Origin of the sequence: Paenisporosarcina sp. TG-14 (genome assembly GCF_000297555.1) — a bacterium.
Classification (GTDB): domain Bacteria; phylum Bacillota; class Bacilli; order Bacillales_A; family Planococcaceae; genus Paenisporosarcina; species Paenisporosarcina antarctica.
The window spans coordinates 1-20,689 of sequence record NZ_AMGD01000016.1 but is presented as its reverse complement, the minus strand read 5'-3'; the positions used below and the strand labels follow the sequence as shown (position 1 = coordinate 20,689).

Below are 20,689 nucleotides of genomic sequence, written 5' to 3'. Positions count from 1 at the left end.
GGATGACAACAACTTATAACCAACCTAACGCAACTGGTCATTATGGTCGATTCGGTGGACGATTTGTACCTGAAACCTTGATGCAAGCAGTGATTGAATTAGAAGAAGCCTATGAATTAGCGATTAAGGACGAACAATTTTTAAAAGATTTCCGTTATTACTTAAAAGATTATGTTGGGCGAGAGAATCCTCTTTACTTTGCAGAGCGCTTAACGAAAAAAATGGGTGGCGCAAAGATTTATTTAAAACGTGAAGATCTCAATCACACTGGTGCACACAAGATTAACAATACCATTGGCCAAGCTTTACTTGCCGTTCGTATGGGTAAACGTAAAATCGTCGCTGAAACTGGCGCGGGTCAACATGGCGTGGCAACAGCAACAGTCTGTGCGCTGTTTGATTTAGAATGTGTCGTCTTCATGGGCGAAGAAGACGTTCGTCGTCAGCAATTGAATGTTTTCCGTATGGAATTATTAGGGGCAAAAGTCGTTACCGTGACGCAAGGCAGCAGAACGTTAAAAGATGCGGTAAATGAAGCACTTCGTTATTGGGTGACGAATGTTGGTGATACTCACTATATTATGGGATCCGTACTTGGCCCTCACCCCTTCCCTAAGATTGTGCGTGATTTCCAGCGTGTCATTGGCGATGAAACTCGTAAGCAAATTGTTGAAAAAGAAGGTCGTCTACCCAGTGCAATCGTTGCTTGTATAGGCGGCGGAAGTAACGCTATGGGAATGTTTTATCCATTCATTAATGATCAAGATGTAAAATTATTTGGTGTCGAAGCTGCCGGTTCAGGATTAGAAACTGATAAACACGCTGCCACATTAACAAAAGGTTCTGTAGGAGTGTTGCACGGAGCTCTCATGTATCTACTGCAAGATGATGCAGGTCAAATTCAAGAAGCTCATTCCATTTCAGCAGGACTCGACTATCCTGGTATCGGACCCGAACATAGCTACCTACATGAAAGCGGCCGTGTAAAATATACAGCCGTAACTGATGAACAAGCTCTAGCGGCTGTAAAAATGCTCGCTCAAACTGAAGGTATCCTCCCCGCTCTTGAATCTGCACATGCGATTCATTTTGCTGGTGAATTGGCTGCTTCGATGAGCACAGATGAAATTGTCGTGATTTGTTTATCAGGACGTGGAGACAAAGATGTTGTCACTGTCCGTGACGCCCTTGGAGGTGGATTGAATGACTAAATATAAATTACAAGCGGCGATTGAAAAACAAGTTGCAACTGGTGGCCGAGCCTTTATTCCGTATATTATGGCCGGTGACGGTGGATTGTCGAAACTTCGTGAGCAATTACTATTCCTTCAACAATCTGGTGCCACTGCGGTTGAACTTGGTATTCCTTTCTCTGATCCTGTGGCAGATGGACCAACTATTCAAGAAGCAGGTAAACGTGCTCTAGCTGAAGGTACAACATTGCGTGGTGTATTAGAAGAAATCGGGCGTTTACTTGATGAAGTGACGATTCCAATTGTCTTGATGACCTATTTGAATCCAGTGTTTCAATACGGCATCGAGGCGTTTGCCAAGGATTGTGCAAAAGTTGGCGTGAGTGGATTGATTGTTCCAGATTTGCCACTTGAAGAAAGTACAATGGTGCATGATGAATTTATTAAACACGATTTAGCACTTGTCCAATTAGTGAGTTTGACAAGTCCAGCCGAACGAATCGAACGTATCGCAAAAGCTTCAGAAGGCTTCTTATACGCCGTAACGGTAACTGGTATCACTGGTGCCCGAGCAGAATTTGCAGCGAACGTCGGTGAGCATTTAGCGAAGTTAAAAGAAGTAAGTGCCGTTCCGGTCATGGCTGGATTCGGGATTTCAACACCTGAGCAAGTTCGAGAAATGGGCAAACTAGCCGATGGTGTTATTGTAGGCAGTCGAATTGTTGATGCCTTGCATACGGGTGATTTGGATAGTATTCGCGCTTTAATTGCTGCTTCCAAAGCAGTGGAAATCATTTGATCCTAACTAATTAGACCTCCTGCGCTCGCGCAAGAGGTCTTTTTTTAGGAGGTAATTGGGTGTAGCGGAATAAAACCCTTGTGTAGCCGATTAAAACTGGTTTTGCCTAAATTCTATGTGATTGCGCTCTTTAGTTAAGGATGAATCTGGTTTTTGCTTTGTCGAAAGTAATGGAAATCGTTTGATCCTAACTAATTTGACCTCCTGCGTCTCGCGCAAATTATTCTGCACGAAAAAAGCATCGCTAAAAGCGATACTTTTTTCTCAATCTGGTTTCATTAAAATTTGATATCCCCTGATTTCTTAATGACACATCCAATTGACGATTCTAATTGATTGATTGGGTCGTGATCACGTAACCCCCCAAAATCAAGACCTGTCATCGCTTCAATTTTGGAAATTGGTACTTGGTACGTTTTATATTCACCGTATGCAAATTCCAAATCCTCAGTAAGATTTTTTTGAGTCTGCATATAAGCTGTTGCAGATAGGTTCCCATCTTCCTTAACAATTACAGCTATTTTCCAAAACTCTGCAGGTATCTGAATTCCTCTATAAGTAATGTCATCTACCTTAAAAACTGGTCCTGTAAACACTGTCACTTTAAGATTTGAGTTTTTAGCATTGTGTAAAATATAATTCTCCAGATCCAGCCAGCTTTTTTGATTCAGATTACTGTGCTGTGGAGCACAATTTGTAAAATGGAACGTATCCTTATTCGCCTTTTCCGCTGACTCCCCCCAAATAGGATCGCGCCTGCGGACAAGATGTCCCCGATCAAGCGGATTATTTTTATATATTTCAGGACCGCTTTGGTACTCTATTTTAATGCGAGAATCGAAATACCATTTATTATTACGTTCAATATCTATCAATTGATTACCGTCAATATTTACCACCGTATAATATGCTAAACGGCGTGACTTGCTCATGACAATTGAAAAGTTCGTATAATTGAGCACATTGCTTCCGTCTTGTAACTGAGCAATATCATCTTCAAGATCAGACATGAATGTCGGAAGTGGCAATTCATGTTCGTCACCTAGAAATCTCGCGTCATAACCGGTCGAACCTTCATACCATGAGTCACTTAAATCCTCAACTACCATCTCTTCATTAGTATACTCGGGGACTTCACACCCTTGCTCGATAAAATTAATTAATAATTTTTGAGCACCATTTAAATTTGAGCATTGTTCCGTGACAAACTGGAGAATACTACTGATTCGAATTCCTTCATTGGCTATGAATTCAGCCGGGTTCTTTGGATTTGGAACTCCTGCATGGTGGAGGGAGATTACGATCCATTCGTCATTAAATACAGGTGAACCGGAAGAACCAGGCATGGTGTCTGTTGTGTAGTGAATATAATTGTCAAATACATCTAAAATTTGATTCTCTCTGATTGCTACAGCTTTGTGTGCACCAGAAGGATGTTGAATAATTGATACATATTCACCAACCAAAGCTTTCCCTGTTTGCGAGATGAGAGGCAAGAACCCAAAATTGCTTAATTTTGTGCCATCATCAGACACTTCCTCTATAGCGACTAATGTGAAATCAAGCTTCTGATCCGTAATAAAGAAACGTTCGGGTGTTAAACGGAAGCTTTTCATCGGACGTTCCTTTAAATCAAGATCAACTTCATAGTTAAATTGCGCGACACTGGACTGAGCGGTATCATAGTTCTCCAATACATGATTATTTGTAAGCAATAAAGACGGTGAAACAAGAAATCCTGTACCGTACCCTAGAACTCTGCCTATACGGTCACGGATTTCGATTCTACAAACAGAATTGGCAGCTTTTAGACCCGCTTCAAGATAAGAGATAGGAAATAAATCTTCTCGGCCAATAATACGCTCTATCGCGAGTCCATCATGTGGTTTAATAATCGATTTACGAAGTGCGACTCGCTCAGGCGTATCTACTTCCAAAGGATTTTTAGATTTCAGTTCACTAGCCATTCGTTCCCGTTCATCCGAACGCAAAATATAACGCTTTAATGCTTGCTGTTGTTGTTGTTGTTGCAACTCTAAAATATTCATATTAAATTTTTGAAATTCGTCAAGTTTTTTAATGTACATGTCTAACCTCCTTGAAATATTTAGTAAGAGGTAATACGTGAGTTTATTCAATTCAATCGAAAACGTATTTGTTTCGTTTTTTATGCCATCTAAATCAACGACATCTGATTTTCGTTATTGCTCTATTCTTACATGTAATTATTACCTCTATAATTACTTCTCTAATTCAAATAGTTTTCCCTTCAAAGAAACTGTTTCTTTTTTGTGTGTTTGCCGATCACTCAAGTCCACTGGATACAAATACCCTAAATTTCATTACATCTATATTATCGAAAAACTAACCCAGTATTCATTTACCCCTATTAATACTGAATATTTTTTTGTTCTAAGGGTATACCAATTATTAGGATTTATATTGAAAGGATGATTCGTTTGAGACTCAAGAAAACATCAATACTCACAAGTTTATTGTTATCTTTAGCCTTGATTTTAGGAGCTTGTGGAGAGAAGGATAAGGACGAAGCAACAAAAGATGTTACCAATAACGATACGAGCAATGATATCGAAGAAACAGCACCCGGTGAAGATCCAGCTGCAACTGGTGAAGCTTTTGGGTTTACAAAGTTTGAACTCGAAGTCGATTATCCAGAACAAGAAGAAGCGCTCGATGTTAATTACGAGGAAGAGAAAGATGCAACGGATGCCGAATATAAAAATGTAGATGACGATAATAGTGACGTCACAGGTCAAGCTGCAATGGCAAAGTTGAAACCCTTTCTGGATGAACTACAATTAAATGAAGATATGACGGATGAAGAAATTATGGAGCGAATTATTACTGTTTTTAATATCAACGACAATTACACCAAAATAGATATAGATATCACATGGGAAAATGGTGAAGACAAAAAAATTGAAGACGTAAAATAGCACAAAATCTAGTCCTTAACTTTGGTTGAGGACTCTTTTCATGAAAAAAATCGCCAAGTAAGTTACATTACTACATACACGTTACTTAGTAAGTGAAAGGATGAGAAAAATGCAAAAACAAATTAAATTAATTAATCGTCCAAAGGGAACACCAACAAAAGAAGATTTTAAGATGGTAACTGCCCCAATTGGTGAAGCGTCTGAAGGCGAAGTACTGGTAAGAACTGTTTATATTTCAGTCGACCCTTATTTACGTGGACGCATGAATGATACGAAATCTTATATTGCTCCGTTTGAGTTAAACGAAATGATTTCAAGTGGTGTTATTGCTCAAGTAGTATTTTCCAAGTCGACGCTTTTTAAAAAAGGTGATGTCGTTCTAGGTGCACTGCCATGGCAAGAATACAGCATTGCAAACGAAAATACGGTTCGCAAAATTGATCATACCCGTGCCCCTGCCTCCGCTTATTTAAGTGTTCTAGGTATGACTGGATTAACAGCTTACTTTGGTTTACTGGATATTGGGAAGCCACAACAAGGTGAAACGGTTGTCGTTTCAGGAGCAGCAGGAGCTGTTGGTTCAATCGTTGGACAAATCGCGAAAATTAAAGGTGCTCGAGTTGTCGGCATAGCTGGTTCAGACGAAAAAGTGAAGTTTTTAATCGATGAATTAGGATTTGATGCAGCAATTAATTACAAAACACAAAATGTGGCTGAAGCATTACGTGAAGCATGTCCGAATGGCATAGACGTCTATTATGAAAATGTAGGCGGTGAAATTGCCGACGCTATCTTCCCACTGTTGAATAATTTTGCGCGAATTCCTGTGTGTGGTGCGATTTCTTCCTACAATAACGAAAGACCAGATTTAGGACCACGTGTACAGGGTTATTTAATTAAGACCAGCTCATTGATGCAAGGCTTTACTATCGGTAACTACTCGCCTCGTTTTGGCGAAGGTGTAAGTGAGTTAGCAGGTTGGTTAAAAGAAGGAAAACTGAAGTATGAGGAAACAATTACAGAAGGCTTTGACCATACGATCGACGCATTCTTGGATCTCTTTAAAGGTAAAAACCTAGGGAAAGCCATTGTGAAAGTATCTGAAATTGAAAAATAGTTGAATTGTAAATGGGGCTGTCCTAAAAGTCATAACATATGACTAAGGGCAGTACCCTTTTTATATTTAGTAGGAGTTTATTTCCGTTCCAACGCACTTCCATGTTTCGAAGCTAGTTGCAGCGATGCAGAAACAGAAACAGCCGGACGCTTTCCGCGGGCATGGCCTCTCAGCCTCCTCAGGCCAACAGGATGTTGGTCACAAAGGCATTGCCACACGATGTGGCGTTCTTAGCCTTAGTTCCTTTACTTACCTGCGGGGTCTTCAACTCATGCTATTCCCTCTGGAATGATATTGGACGACCTGTCATTCACCTAATATCTTTGCGACGAGTAACTCCAGGAGCAATCTTTTTTGCGACGAGTAACCGCAGGAGCACCTGGTTTTCTTACAATCTTCCTCTACATTCAACCATAATTTCATCATGTGCAAAACAGGCAATTATAAACTGGTTGCAATGTTCAATTATAGCTGTAGAAAACAGACTTATTTTTCTACACTTTTTTTGTAGTAGAGACTTATTAGACAGCCCCATTTGTGTAAACTAGCACATTTCAATATTTCTCATTCTCCTATACAATTAAGCTATCAATGATTGGAGGCCTATACTATGAGTGAATTTGATCGGGTACAAGAAACAACCTCTTTTCAATCGGTTGAAACGTTAAAACAACAATTACATACTCTTGACATAAAGGCAGGAGACGCCATTATGGTCCATTCATCTATTAAATCGATGGGCTGGATTGCTGGCGGAGCAAAAGCCGTTATAGATGCATTGATGGAAACCATTACTCCGGAAGGCACCATTATCATGGCAGCACAATCTGCGGAAAATTCTGAGCCCTCTTATTGGATGTTGCCACCTGTTCCGAAAGAGTGGCATGATCCAATTCGTCAACACACGCCCGCATATGATCCACATTTAACGCCTCTACGTGGAATGGGAAAGATTGCGGAATGTTTTCATCGCCACCCGAAAACCATACGTAGCAATCATCCCGTTCATAGTTTTATGGCATGGGGTAAACATGCGGAAGAATGGATGAATGACCACCCCCTGGAAGATTCATTTGGTTTGGGTTCTCCCCTAGGGAAAATTTTAAATGAAAACGTCAAAATTCTTTTACTAGGCGTTGGTTATGATTCATGTACGGCTTTGCATCTATCTGAATATTTGCTTGAACATAAAACGTATACCAATCAAGGAGCGGCTATGTTAGTCGATGGCGAACGTCAATGGATTGAGTACCAATCTGTTGATGGGGATTCTGATCGTTTCCCAGAACTTGGTGAAGCATTTGAGAAAGCATATCCTGCTGCAAGTTACGCAGGGAAATTAGGTCAAGCTGACTGCCGCGTCGTTCAGATAAAGCCTCTAATAACCTTTGGTGAGGAGTGGTTGAAAAACAATCCTCCTGAAGATATTATGCAAACTTTAAAATAAATAAGTAAAGTCCGTAGAAACATGAAAAGCTGTTTCTGCGGACTTTTATCGTGTCTATTCATTTCTAATTTCTGTACTTGAATTTAAATTAAAACGAGATGTAATAAGGTAGATGACCATAATAAATAATAAACCGCCAGCTATTAAGAAATATTTGAAGCTATGATTAACAACTATAGTTGTTTCATACTCACTTGACAATATGTCTTTTTCGATTGTAATTTCCCCATTATTGGATTGAATAAGGATATCATCAACTTTTACTTCATTAGTCGACTGCTTTAGGTCAAGCCATGTGGTGTTGGGATAAGAGTTTAATATGCTTAATACTTCTTTTAAAGTATCTAACCCTAGATAAGGATGATAGAAAGCAGCGAAATAAGAATCTGAGTATTGAGCGATGTCGTCACCTTTAGCCTTCATATTCTTAAGACTTAATTCATATGGATTATTAGGATTTTTAATGTCTTTATCAATGTAGCCCATTGTTTCAGGAATTAGTTTCATGCCATGTAAGAAACTAGGTTTTCCGTCAGTAATCAAGCTATAGGTACTTTTTCTTGATTGATCTGTAATTTGCAACTGCCCTACGTATGTTGAAAAATGTTCTGCAATTATTTTGTAACCAGCTTGTGACATAGCATAATGCGATGGTTCAAAAGCGAGTGGATACAACCGATGTGAAATCATTTCCTCAACCCCATTTTGAATTGCATCTTCAATATACTTTTTTTCATAGTCTTCAAGTTTTTGTTGTTGAACTTCATTAGTAGGAATAACTATTTTATCATCTTTTGATTGATACACCGGTCGATTATTATCAACGTCCCAAAATTCGAATCCTTCACCTGTTTCAGTATCTCTATATTGATGTTTGTATCCGTGTAAAATAAAGCTCGCACCATTTTTTTGCATATATTGCAATACCTTAACCAACTCTGGAACATCAGATAAGTTAATTTCTTCTTGTGTCTTTGGTGATGTGTAAACAGGGATAACTGTTACTAAATAAGGTATATTCTGCTCCTTCAAGTATTTGGCAACCTCTTTAAGATTTGCTGCGTCTACTTTCGGATGGATATCTTCTAATCGTAAATATTTTACTCTTTCACTATTCGGTTGTTTGCCAAAAACTTCGTATAGGGCTTCCCCTATTACCATACCTATAGGATTATGAAAGGTAGTAGTACCAACATAATATGAATCATTGTCTTTAATAATTAAAGGTTTCGTATCATCCCCACTAGCTATAATTTCTTGATTTTTTCCTACTACTTCTATTTTTTTAATTATGCGTGTTTCTTCTATCTCCGTTCTAATGGTTGATTTTGGTATTGAAACGGAACGGATAGTTTCATACTTAAAAGTTTTTACAAACGCAAATCGCTTTTTTAATTGTTCTACATTTTTACCGAAGAAGATAACTTTCCCTTGAAAGTTTTCCATTTGATTAATAAGGTCAGTGGAAATCTTCTTATTTATAGTACCTACATAAAATACGTGCGTGTATTCATCTAATTTAATAGACTCTTCATCAGATTTAACTGTAATATCACTTGTGAAATTACTAATAATCGTATCTAGTATACGAACTTCTGTTATATCATTTGAAGTAGATATTATTAATGCACGGTCTTGTTTTTCTGCAGCTAAAGCGCTGAAAGGAAATAATAAGGTACTCACTAATACGATTAACACCAAAGTTATTTTATTCTTCATAGCTTACAATCACCCCATGAACATAATCAAAAAAATGTGTATTTGAATCGGTTCTATTACTAAAAAAAGATGACTTTCTTTTTAAGATTTCTTTCGCTATAGATGGTTGAGTCTTATTGAAATAAAGAACAGCCAGCGCATAAACTGCGCGAGATTCATAATTTACCGTCGGCTCACCATTTTTTTTATTATAGCGACCATTTATTAATTTTTTTTCGTCCCATTGTTTTTTTAGCCATCCATGAAATTGAGGATTTTCACAAGATTTATCTATACAATATGTGGCAATAAGTAGTTGATCGACCATATGTGCCTCTTCAGATGAAATTGGTTTATTATTTTGAATGGTTTGTTCTTCTGCAAAAAACAAACCATCTATATTCGGTGAAGGATGTCTGTCTAGTACAAGAATTTTTAAATAGTCATCATGTAAATAACTATTTACCATTGTTGGTGCTGGATATTTCGAGTTCCAGTCGTAATAATGAGGAATTTGATTATTAACAATTTGATATTTCTTAATAGGTTGCGTTAATTCATCGGCTAATATTCGATACTCTTGACGATCAAATATATCCGCAGCTTGCCTTAGAATATGGATAATTCGAATATCATCTATAAATGCATTAACAGAGATATCTGAACCAGTTTTCCACTTGATAAAGAGTTCGTTATCAACTTTAACGATAAAAAATTTTTTTAATACATTTACTTGATCATTGAAACGAACCTTTTCTTTTCGTTGTAAAAGAAGTTCCATATACAGCCCTGTACTCTCAAGAAGATATTCTGGCTTATCTGTTTGAGAGTAATTTTTAATTAAACCTTCATCAGTCGCATATTTCATTTCAATAGTTTCGATTGCATCTAAACTGTTTAAATTAAGATAGATCATGGCCCCTCCAATACTGAAAATCAGGATAATTACAATAGAAAACTTTTTCATCATTGTACATGTTCTTCTTTATAACGCTTCGTTTTATCCCAAGCAATCGTTTTACCGCGTACACGGTTGATTGAATAAGAATAGATAGCACGAAATAGAAGTATCAAAAATAGTTGTGAATAAGTGAAGTACATAATCATGCCTACTATTAAATTAATAGCTGATGTATTTTTATTAAATATCATACTGCCTACTACTTGGAACGAAAATACCAAATAACTTAAAAACCAAATCATTATTAGTGGTTGCGTCAGTACAGGTAAGTCCACGCCAATTAAACTTAATACAAACCAAGTGTTTGAAAAAAGTAACATAATAACGAAAAAGAAATAGGTTAATAAATGTTGTCCCGTATGATACAAAACTTTTCCCCGCCAATATGTGGGATCATAAAATAATTTCTCAAGTAGATACAAGTTCCCGATTAACCATCGAGTCCGTTGTTTAATAAACGCTCTTAGATTTTCGGGTTCTTGTTCCCAGGTTTCCGCTTCAGGTACAATTGGCAAAAGGTAATCTTTAGCTGTAATACGAATGGTCAGTTCAGCATCTTCTGCCAACGCGTATGGATCATATCCACCTACCTCTTCAATTACCGATCTCTTCAATAACATATTTGTCCCTGGAAGTGATCCTGTTTTAAAAAGAGCCCAACGGCCGCATTGCATTAGTAATTGAAAGACTTGAAATTCAATTGAAATCATACGTGTTAATAAATTTTTTTCTTGATTAATTGTCCGAACATAACCAATTGCACCCGCTGCGTTGGGAGTCTGTTCAGCAACCTCAACCAGAAGCTTTAACGCATCATGGTTTGGTTGATTATCAGCATCATAGATAATGAAGTAATCTGATTCGGTTATGGAAAGACCATAATTTAATACACGAGATTTCCCTTTTGGATTCCCGTCAGGTACTTGAACATAGTGACAATTTAAAAAGGATGATGAAAATTCTCGACCAATTTCAGCTGTTTCATCGGTAGATTGATCATCAAGTAAGTAAATATCCATTTTTCCAGGATACGTGAGTTTTAACATGGCTTCCAACGTGTTACTAATAACAATTCCTTCATTATGCGCTGGAATAAGTATGGCCACTGACGGATAGAAGTCTAATTTTTTCCTAATGATCTTTCTTTGTCTAAAGTAAATTCCTGCTATCGTTAAGATTGAATAATATATCAGCAGAAATCCAAAAAATATGATGACACTAAGTAAAATTATTTTCATGCAAAACTCCCTACCTTTAAATGTGATTTCGCGTCTTGTAGGTATTCAACTCGCTTCGTAGTGAAATTTACAGGGAGTTCAGTAATGTTCACTTTTCCCCTTAATTTATCTATTACTCGAGATTGCACAATCTGACATCCGTCTTCGCTTGTATTTTGTAAGAAAACAAGAAATGTTGAAGCGTCAGTCAAGGTAAAAAAGTCAAACTGATCTCTCGTGCTATCCTCAATGACTTCCGCCAGTATTTTTTTATATATTTGTTCCTTATTCTTGTTTACTTTTACACTTATTTGCATTAAATAGCCCATTTCATTTCTTCGCTTTAATCCCACTAAATTAATTGACACTTGTTCTGAGAATTCTTTATTCGTTAGTAAACGAGAGTGGGTACTTACAAACTTCTGTAATTCGAAATTTTTTAATTTTTCAAACTCTAATGTTATTTTCAACTTCTGAAGATGATGAGCTGAATACCAAATAGAAAGAATAGACACAAAGTAAACAATATTCAATAATATAAATTCTATCTGCTGTTGTTGCAGATAATTCCCAGTAAACGCCATACCCGTTAAAGTAAATCCGTACACCAGAGTAGTACTAACAATAAACATAAATGACCAATTCCATTTTATGAGGAATAGAATGATAATCATGCTAGCCAAAACAACGATATGTATCAGCACAAGGGATTGCGGTAAGAAATATAGTGCAAACACTTGAGCGTATACAAAGAGAATAAACGGTATTGCAATTAACATGTTATTTAGATACCTCATTTAATTCCCTACTTTCTAGTCATGTTTTTTATAATAAATTGTTATCAATTTTTAGGCTTATCGAATCTATTTCTATATCTCCTCTCTAAATTATTTCCAATCTATTTTATTTATGACACCATACAATAATCTAGATAATTCAAAATTAAGATGATGCAAAGGTAGCAATAAGTCCTTATTAATACCAATTATATACATCATTATAACTATATAGCGCCATAAATATTGTCGCACTGTGTTATTCATATAGTTCTATTTATGCACTATAAACTCTAAAATTGTCGAAATTTACCTTTATGCCTATCTTTTTGGGTTTCATAAGGAAAATAGAAGTAGGATTTGGCTTGTCACTGCTTAATTAAATTATAAGAGAATGTATTATTGTTATCCTCACTCAGAAGTGTGCTCTTTTGAAATCATCTGTCTACTGAATCATTCAACTTTTGGGTACTCTAATCTACTACTCTTGTCTAGAGAAGGTATACTTTTGTACCGAATCAATTCTACTTTAGAGGGGTTAATTTGAAATGGTTTTAATATATTAGAGAGAGTGAGGGATTGCTAGAAGAGCAATGACAATAGGAGAAAATTCAATTGTCATTCTTAAAATAGGGTTCATGTCTTTATGGATGAAAAAGTTTCAAAGTAATCCAGTACTATTGGAGGATTTCCGCCTAGGAATACAAACAGAAAAAAATCAATAGACTTGCAATTATTTAAAGTGAAAATATAAATTAATTTTAACAAGTAAAAATCTCATTTTTGTTCATCCTAATACAATTACTATTTGGGAGGATTAAAATGAAAAAATCCATATTTAAAGTTATATTTGTAGCGATTTTAGCACTTGGCACGGTTGCTCCCATTGCGACTCTCGCGACTCATTACAGCTCTTTACAAGTTGAAAAATCAGTTAATCTTGAAGCCGCAATTTTACAAACAATTGACTCCGACTCGATGTTTAACAATATTAAATTCCTATCCAAGTCTCCTCGAGTTGCGGGTACAGAGCAAGAAGATGCTGCTGTTGCCTATATCAAAAAGAGTTTTGAATCATATGGTTATAAAACTGAAGTTCAAGCTTTCACTTTCACTGATTACACCGCACCTCACACCATTAAATTGTCTATAGATAGCTTTACAAAAAGTTTAGATCCACAGGCTTTGGAATATTCGATAAGTGGACAGGTATCTGGTGAAATTGTCACAGCTGGACTTGGTAAAGTTGAAGAGCTACAATATCTAGATTTAACCGGTAAAATTGCACTATTGGAACGTGGTGAGATTAGTTTCAATGATAAAATGTCTAACGTTATTGCAAAAGGTGCTGTAGGTGCAATCTTTTACAACAATGTTCCTGGCACAGTCATGGGTAGCCTTGGCGAAGTAAATAAGGCATTTGTTCCAGCTGTGTTATTAACAGAAGCTGAAGGTGACGAGTTGGTGAAACATATTAACAATAATCCAAGTACACATGCATCAATAACAATAAAAGGTTCAAAATCTCAAAAAAATATTTCACATAATGTCATTGCTACAAAGATGCCAACAAGTAACCAAAAACAAGTAACAACATCCAGTAAGATAGACAAAGATATTATTGTGATTAGCGCACATCACGACTCAGTTGCAGGTGCGCCGGGTGCAAATGATAATGCATCGGGAGCTGCAATGACACTTGAACTATCACGTGTAATGAAAAATATTCCTAGCGAGACAGAAATCCGTTTTATCACGTTTGGTGCAGAAGAGTTTGGATTACTAGGTTCTACTCACTACGTCGAAAATTTAACTGAAGATGAAATCAGCCGTATAGCTGCGAATTTCAATCTAGATATGGTAGGAAGTAAGGATGCTGGTGAATTAATCTTACAAACAGCTGACGGCAAGCATAATCTTGTCACACAACAAGCTCAAGCAGCTAGCACAAAGTTAAACGGTGAACCAACACCAGTAAATCAAGGGGACAGGAGTGATCATGTACCTTTTGCAAATGTCGGCATTCCCTCTGCACTCTTCATTCATAATCCAGCAGAGCCTTGGTACCACAAGCCGGAAGATAAAATCGACAAGATTAGTAAAGAGAAACTCCAAGACGTTGCAGAAATTGTTAGTATTGCATTGTGGAATCAAATTCGTATTGATCATCAAGTAAAATAATTCATACATGTAAAACCCCACGTAACTTGGTTAGTGTACTCAAGATACGTGGGGTTTATGTTTAATTAGATGAATAAAACAGGAATTGGTTTCTGGTTAGCGAACATTCTTAAAGGAGAATTAAATAAAATGTGGATTTTTCAATAAAGAGGTCGTGTAAATATTCAAGAGGTAACAAAACTTTTGAAGGAAAAATTCCTATCTTAATATTGAGTAAAAAAAGACACCGCAAATGCGGTGCAATTAATTATGAAAATTCTCGTTTTTCGAAAGGATCCCTATCATTATCGAATAAATAAAACTAATAATTTCTAATATCAACTATTGGACCGACTTCTTTAAAGTCTTCGTTTTCCATGAATGAGATAAGTTTTTGTGCAGTTTGTTGTGCACTGCTTAGTAATCCTTGTTCTTTGTACTCAATGAATTTATCAAGTAGTGGGAAAGTTTCTTCTTTACTTGATCTTATTATTTCTTGCATTCCGGTGTCGATGATACCTGGAGCGATTGAGACAATTTCTACTGGATGATGTGCATTTGATTGCTCAGTTGCGACTACTCGTGAAAAATGATCAAGGCCCGCTTTTGTTGCACAGTATGTTCCCCATCCTTCATACGCATTACGACCAGCCCCGGAAGATATATTAACGATACGTTTACATACTTCAGAATCCTTCAATTTAGAAATAAATGCATTCGAAATAATCATGGGTGCTGTTAAATTAACTGCAATTGCATTCGTCATTTCTTCCGCGTTTACTGACCCTATTAAGCCTATCGGATTAACCATTCCAGCATTATTAATAAGCGTGAACGATACCGCATGTTGTGGCGCAGCAGCAATTATTTCATTAGTAAGAGATTCGAGTTTCTCCGTTTCAGAAAGGTCTGCCTTAATGAATTTAACCCCATCTATTTTACTCTCTGTTCGAGCAATACCAACAACGAAATGTCCCAATCCGCTCAACTGTTTTGCCAGTTCAAAGCCAATTCCTTTTGACGCACCCGTAATAACATAAACCTTCATTTATTCCATCCCTTCCAAGCCAACTCATTAGTATTCAATTGTAAAATTCATCTCTTCCTTAAAACCCCAAACTACCTAAGAATGAATCATTACTGGTCTTTTTTTGGAGTTGTTTCTTCATACTCTACTTGGTGTTTCGTATCTTGAAGCGCTGTAGATTTGCTGTCATCTTTCTTACCTTCCATTGCATCATCAAATGGTGTGAAAAAGTTTAGAGGTAATCGACGATGATTGAATAATCTCCAAAGTGTCCAACAGATGACACCAATTAACATTGCTAAAATAATGTAACCCATATGATACACACCCCTTTTTCTTTTATTGTAACTTATCTTATCCGAATGATGACTCGCTCAATGGTATTTATCTGTCTACTAATTTTTAAAATTCCTTCATTTTGCATACTTCCTGGCATTTTCCTGTGCAGATTAATAAAATTAAATTAATACCATTTTTAATGCTTTTCAATACTATTATAGGTCATTTAACGTATATTTAAATACTTTTCATTCTAGTATATCCCGTTTTAAAAAACCGTCATATTACAAGTTTTCACTTGCAACATGACGGCTTTATACTTAAACGTTTAAGCTTGCTTGTATTTCACGATACTCATCTTCAGTAAACGCGCGCGATCTGGTTAAGAATCGCTTGCCTTCTACGCCTTCTAAAGAAAACATGCCGCCTCGACCGTCTATCACATCGATAATTAATTGCGTATGTTTCCAATAGTCATATTGGCTTTTGTGCATATAGAAAGGACTATCACCAATTGAACCGAGTAGCACATCTTGATCGCCAACTATCAAATCACCATCTGGGAAACACATAGGCGCAGACCCATCACAACAGCCTCCTGATTGGTGGAACATCACTGGCCCGTGCTTACTTTTCAACAATTCAATTAGTTCAAGTGTGGCATCCGTCGCAATGACTCGTTCAATCATTGGTTATTCTCCTTTCGATCAAAAGAATCCTAATTTATCTTCACTGTAGCTAACTAGTAAGTTTTTCGTTTGTTGATAATGATTTAACATCATTAAGTGATTTTCGCGACCGATACCTGACATTTTGTATCCACCGAACGCAGCATGCGCTGGGTAAGCATGGTAACAGTTTGTCCATACGCGACCCGCTTGAATCGCACGTCCGAAACGGTATGCAGTGTTCATGTTACGAGACCATACACCTGCACCAAGACCGTATAACGTATCGTTGGCAATTTCTAATGCTTCTTCTTGCGTTTTGAACGTTGTTACTGAGACAACTGGACCAAAAATTTCTTCTTGGAAAATACGCATTTTGTTATTTCCTTTGAAGACAGTTGGTTTTACATAATACCCACCAGCTAAATCGCCTTCTAAATTATTGCGTTCTCCACCAATTAGACACTCTGCTCCTTCTTGTTTACCAATATCTAAGTATGACAAGATTTTTTCTAATTGCTCATTTGAAGCTTGTGCACCCATCATTGTATTTGGATCTAAAGGATTACCTACTTTAATTGCTTCAACGCGAGCTAATACTTTCTCCATGAATTTATCGTAAATCGATTCTTGAACTAACGCTCGAGAAGGACAAGTACATACTTCACCTTGATTTAATGCGAACAAAACAAATCCTTCTACTGCTTTATCTAAGAATGCATCGTCATGATCCATCACATCTTCAAAGAAAATGTTTGGTGACTTGCCACCTAATTCTAAAGTAACTGGAATCAAATTTTGGGAAGCATACTGCATGATCATACGACCTGTCGTCGTTTCACCAGTGAAAGCAATTTTACCGATACGTGGGTTCGATGCTAGTGGCTTCCCTGCTTCTAACCCAAAACCATTAACGACATTCAATACACCTGGAGGTAATAAATCGCCCACTAGATCTGCAAATACTAGAATACTAGCTGGTGTTTGCTCAGCAGGTTTTAACACGACACAGTTTCCTGCAGCTAGTGCTGGTGCGAGCTTCCATATTGCCATTAAAAGCGGGAAGTTCCAAGGAATGATTTGTCCTACTACACCAATTGGTTCATGGAAATGATACGCGACTGTATCGTTGTCAATTTGACTTAAAGATCCTTCTTGCGCACGAATTGCTCCTGCAAAGTAGCGGAAGTGATCGATGGCAAGTGGTAAGTCAGCATTTAATGTTTCACGTACTGCTTTTCCGTTATCCCATGTTTCTGCAACTGCTAACATTTCTAAATTTTCTTCCATGCGATCAGCAATTTTATTTAATATATTAGCACGCTCAGCAACAGATGTTTTGCCCCATGCGTCTTTTGCTGCATGAGCTGCGTCTAGTGCTAGCTCAATGTCTTCAGAAGTTGAACGAGCGATTTGAGTGAAATTTTTACCCGTAATAGGCGTCACATTATCAAAATATTGACCTTTTACTGGGGCAGCCCATTTTCCGTTAATATAGTTATCATACTTCTCTTTAAAAGTTACAATCGAGCCTTTTGTGTTTGGATTTGCATATACCATTCTCAAATTCCTCCATTTCGTTCGTAATTCCCGATGTATGCGCTTTCATTCTAAGAATAAAAGAATACTAAATTAAGGAAATCCGTCCACTTCATATTGTCAGATTTCATTGAAAATTACAACATATTTGTTTGGTAAATATGTTAATAGTTTGTGAATGTCATTAAAAAAAGGTTTGTAGCGATGATTCTCGCTACAAACCTTTTAAAATATTAATCTTCTAATGTATTGATTTCAACTATAATCGCAGTTACTAATGTAATGACAACAATTGCTGTTAACAACATGAGGACCACTTTGCTCAACTCCTACCAAGTTTTATATCCTTCTGAACCAGGATAATCAAGCATAGCGCCCAACGGAATTGCATAGGCAATGATGATAAGAGCGAATGCAATGCCAATCCAGATCCACCAGTTTTCAAGAAATTTCGGTGTATGTTCAGTATCGCTTTCCGCCATTGGAAAGTCGACAAAATCTTCTTCACGTACAGCTTTTGGTGAAAGGAACATTGACATAACAACAATATAAATTAAAATCATCGCTGATAAGAATAAGATACTTCCTCCAACTGCCATTGTTACATGATTAGTTATAAGACCTTCAAACCAGCCCTGTGCAGCAGGATGATCATTATAACCTGAATATGCGGTACGTCTTGGCGCACCAAGAAGTCCTAATATATGTTGAGATGTCGACATTAACAACATCCCTATTGTCCATGTAATAATTTGAATAAAACCAAGCTTTTGCATTGATTTTGAAAATTTACGACCTGTTAAATATGGAATCAACCAAAATGTTAGACCCATGAACGTCATGGCTACTGGTGTTCCGACAGTAATGTGGAAATGTCCCACAATCCATAATGTATTGTGTACTAATTCATTTAATTGGAAACTCGCGTTTATAATCCCGCCAGCTCCACCAGGAATAAAGAACGCCATTGCTACAAAAATTGATGTAAAGCGAACATCTTTCCATGGGAGTTTCTTAATCCAACCAAATAATCCTTTTCCACCTTTTTGACGACCTGCTATTTCAAAAGTAGCAAACATCGAGAAAGCTGTTATTAATGATGGCACGATTACCATGAACGTTAATACAACTTGAAGGAATTTCCAAAAATCAGATATTCCCGGTTCTGTTAATTGATGGTGAAATCCAACTGGAATTGAAAAGAGAATAAATAATACAAATGCCAGACGTGCTAACGAATCACTGAATACTTTTGTACCAAGTAATTTCGGAACGACTACATACCAAGCCATATATGCTGGTAATAGCCAAAAATATACTAGAGGATGACCAAAATACCAAAATAATGAGCGGCTTAGTTCGACATTTATCGTATCTACCCAACCAAACGCCCATGGAATGAATTGAAATACAACTGTTGCCACTACGCCTAAACAAGAAATAATCCACATGACAATTGTTGTTATTGCCATAAAGGCGAATAGTGGACTTAATTTACCTTTGTGCTCTTTACGCCAAACGATATAATGACCTACTAATGCAAAACTAGTAATCCAAGTTCCAATAACAAACAAGGCTAGCCCTACGTAAAACCATCCACTTGCCTTCAATGGTGCATAGAACGTATACAACACCGAAGCTTTTCCGGAAACAATCATAATCGTGGCTAATACGGTACCTATCGTTGTCACTGCAAAGCCTATCCAGGCGACTAAACGAACTTTGGGACCGAAACTTCCAAGACTTTTACTCATACCTGTTATAAAGAAACCAAAAATAAAATAAGTTGTAAAAATAAGTGCAAGCAACACACCGTGTGCCGTTAAAATTTGATAATAATCTAACCAACTTGGTAATTGGAGAGCGTCATTTCTAATGAAAACTTGAAGCAAACCTGCTAATGTCCCGATTAAAAATGCAATGTATGCTACTGCTATATTCCATAAAGCTAACTTGCGATCTTGTGCAGCAATCATTACTAATACACCTCAATTTCTGTAGACATCATGTGGTGGCCTGCTCCGCAATATTCATTACAAAGAATCAAATACTTTCCGGGTTTGTCGAAAGTGTATGATTTTGTTGTAATATGACCAGGAACGACCATCATATTGACTTTTGTGTCAACGATGGTAAAACTGTGAACAACATCCGTACTCGTTACTTTAAAAATGATTTCCTTACCAACCGGAACTTTAAGTTCTGGGGCAGTATAGCCAAAAGCCAATGCCACAATAGCAACTTGATAAGTATCCTCATCGAGCTTTGTAACTCCTGGATTATCAAACGGAGCAGTTTCATTTACTTTTTTGGGGTCAATTGTATCAACTCCGCCCGATGGTGTATGGTTGTGAGCAAATGCACTAACCCCTACAATACTTAAAAACACTATGAGTGATACGATACCAAATACTAACCAAATTTTTTCATACTTATGAAGATGCATACTTATCTACTCCTTTTCAACGTCCTACATACATTAAATAAACGATTATCCACATGGCTAAAATAACGATTCCAACAACAAAAACACTTACTAATGTTCCTTTTAGATTTATTTCTGGTGGTTGGTTTTTTTTACTCACTTCACACACCTCTTCCATTCATTCATCCTATGTTTAAGGGTAATACTTTAGTAGCACAAGCAGTGTGATGTTTATCACACTTTTCGAGCTTTTTCATAAATTTGTCGAATTCTAGTTGAATTACTCTAAACTAGTGATGCAAAATTTCTTCTTACTGGGCTCATAGGAAGTTTATTCCGCTTCGCTAGAGGTTTAATCGGCTTCGCGGTTATTTTTATCGGCTTCACACTCGTTTTAATCGGCTTCACTGAGCTTAGTATAAAAAG

18 protein-coding genes are annotated in these 20,689 nt (G+C 36.9%); 6 read left to right on the top strand and 12 right to left on the bottom strand.

The genetic code is table 11. The features are described from left to right. Positions 1-2: 2 nt before the first annotated feature. Positions 3-1,211 carry a tryptophan synthase subunit beta gene (trpB, locus tag C406_RS0105455; RefSeq protein ID WP_017379586.1) on the top strand — a complete coding sequence of 403 codons (1,209 nt, stop codon included), beginning with the start codon at positions 3-5 and terminating at the stop codon, positions 1,209-1,211. Then, on the top strand, positions 1,204-1,992 hold the full coding sequence (gene trpA / locus C406_RS0105450; protein ID WP_017379585.1) for a tryptophan synthase subunit alpha: 789 nt from the start codon (positions 1,204-1,206) through the stop codon (positions 1,990-1,992). Before trpB ends, trpA begins: the two co-directional genes overlap by 8 nt. A gap of 278 nt (positions 1,993-2,270) precedes the next feature. On the opposite strand, the gene C406_RS0105445 is transcribed toward trpA, so the two are convergent. Next, positions 2,271-4,079, bottom strand: a complete 1,809-nt coding sequence (locus C406_RS0105445; RefSeq protein WP_017379584.1) for a DNA/RNA non-specific endonuclease — start codon at positions 4,077-4,079, stop codon at positions 2,271-2,273. A gap of 372 nt (positions 4,080-4,451) precedes the next feature. Between C406_RS0105445 and C406_RS0105440 the strand changes: the two genes are divergently transcribed. The 3 genes from C406_RS0105440 (at position 4,452) to C406_RS0105430 (ending at position 7,513) form a co-directional block, all read left to right on the top strand. Then, on the top strand, positions 4,452-4,949 hold the full coding sequence (locus tag C406_RS0105440; protein ID WP_017379583.1) for a YusW family protein: 498 nt from the start codon (positions 4,452-4,454) through the stop codon (positions 4,947-4,949). Positions 4,950-5,049: 100 nt separating this feature from the next. Then, complete coding sequence (locus C406_RS0105435; RefSeq protein ID WP_026045616.1) at positions 5,050-6,066, top strand: NADP-dependent oxidoreductase; 1,017 nt, start codon at positions 5,050-5,052, stop codon at positions 6,064-6,066. A 610-nt stretch (positions 6,067-6,676) separates the two neighbouring features. After that, entirely contained in the window at positions 6,677-7,513 is an 837-nt protein-coding gene (locus C406_RS0105430) for an aminoglycoside N(3)-acetyltransferase (protein ID WP_017379581.1), read from the top strand. 54 nt (positions 7,514-7,567) lie between these two features. On the opposite strand, the gene C406_RS0105425 is transcribed toward C406_RS0105430, so the two are convergent. Genes C406_RS0105425 through C406_RS0105410 form a run of 4 tightly spaced genes read right to left on the bottom strand, consistent with a single transcriptional unit; the run spans position 7,568 to position 12,186 of the window. Next, a complete protein-coding gene (locus C406_RS0105425; protein ID WP_017379580.1) occupies positions 7,568-9,232 on the bottom strand; it encodes a DUF2334 domain-containing protein in 1,665 nt (554 codons plus the stop codon). Then, complete coding sequence (locus C406_RS0105420; protein ID WP_017379579.1) at positions 9,222-10,181, bottom strand: hypothetical protein; 960 nt, start codon at positions 10,179-10,181, stop codon at positions 9,222-9,224. The genes C406_RS0105425 and C406_RS0105420 overlap by 11 nt, the downstream gene beginning before the upstream one ends. After that, the gene (locus C406_RS0105415) at positions 10,178-11,410 is read right to left on the bottom strand and encodes a glycosyltransferase family 2 protein (RefSeq protein WP_017379578.1); all 1,233 of its coding nucleotides are present in this window, start codon (positions 11,408-11,410) and stop codon (positions 10,178-10,180) included. The genes C406_RS0105420 and C406_RS0105415 overlap by 4 nt, the downstream gene beginning before the upstream one ends. Beyond that, entirely contained in the window at positions 11,407-12,186 is a 780-nt protein-coding gene (locus tag C406_RS0105410; protein ID WP_017379577.1) for a hypothetical protein, read from the bottom strand. Before C406_RS0105410 ends, C406_RS0105415 begins: the two co-directional genes overlap by 4 nt. Before the next feature lie 801 nt (positions 12,187-12,987). Between C406_RS0105410 and C406_RS0105405 the strand changes: the two genes are divergently transcribed. After that, positions 12,988-14,346, top strand: coding sequence for a DUF4910 domain-containing protein (locus tag C406_RS0105405; protein WP_017379576.1), 1,359 nt, complete (start codon positions 12,988-12,990; stop codon positions 14,344-14,346). 301 nt (positions 14,347-14,647) lie between these two features. On the opposite strand, the gene C406_RS0105400 is transcribed toward C406_RS0105405, so the two are convergent. From C406_RS0105400 to C406_RS0105365, 7 genes are all read right to left on the bottom strand, one after another. After that, positions 14,648-15,373, bottom strand: a complete 726-nt coding sequence (locus C406_RS0105400) for an SDR family NAD(P)-dependent oxidoreductase (RefSeq protein WP_017379575.1) — start codon at positions 15,371-15,373, stop codon at positions 14,648-14,650. A gap of 89 nt (positions 15,374-15,462) precedes the next feature. After that, a complete protein-coding gene (locus C406_RS0105395) occupies positions 15,463-15,669 on the bottom strand; it encodes a hypothetical protein (protein WP_017379574.1) in 207 nt (68 codons plus the stop codon). Between the two features lie 282 nt (positions 15,670-15,951). Then, positions 15,952-16,320 (bottom strand): DUF779 domain-containing protein, encoded by a 369-nt coding sequence (locus tag C406_RS0105390; protein WP_017379573.1) that lies wholly within the window; start codon positions 16,318-16,320, stop codon positions 15,952-15,954. Between the two features lie 18 nt (positions 16,321-16,338). Further along, positions 16,339-17,859 carry an aldehyde dehydrogenase gene (adh, locus tag C406_RS0105385; RefSeq protein WP_017379572.1) on the bottom strand — a complete coding sequence of 507 codons (1,521 nt, stop codon included), beginning with the start codon at positions 17,857-17,859 and terminating at the stop codon, positions 16,339-16,341. 308 nt (positions 17,860-18,167) lie between these two features. Beyond that, complete coding sequence (locus C406_RS0105375; RefSeq protein WP_017379571.1) at positions 18,168-19,814, bottom strand: b(o/a)3-type cytochrome-c oxidase subunit 1; 1,647 nt, start codon at positions 19,812-19,814, stop codon at positions 18,168-18,170. A 2-nt stretch (positions 19,815-19,816) separates the two neighbouring features. After that, on the bottom strand, positions 19,817-20,284 hold the full coding sequence (locus C406_RS0105370) for a cytochrome c oxidase subunit II (protein ID WP_017379570.1): 468 nt from the start codon (positions 20,282-20,284) through the stop codon (positions 19,817-19,819). A gap of 16 nt (positions 20,285-20,300) precedes the next feature. Then, positions 20,301-20,423 carry a cytochrome C oxidase subunit II gene (locus tag C406_RS0105365; protein WP_237740516.1) on the bottom strand — a complete coding sequence of 41 codons (123 nt, stop codon included), beginning with the start codon at positions 20,421-20,423 and terminating at the stop codon, positions 20,301-20,303. Positions 20,424-20,689: the final 266 nt, after the last annotated feature.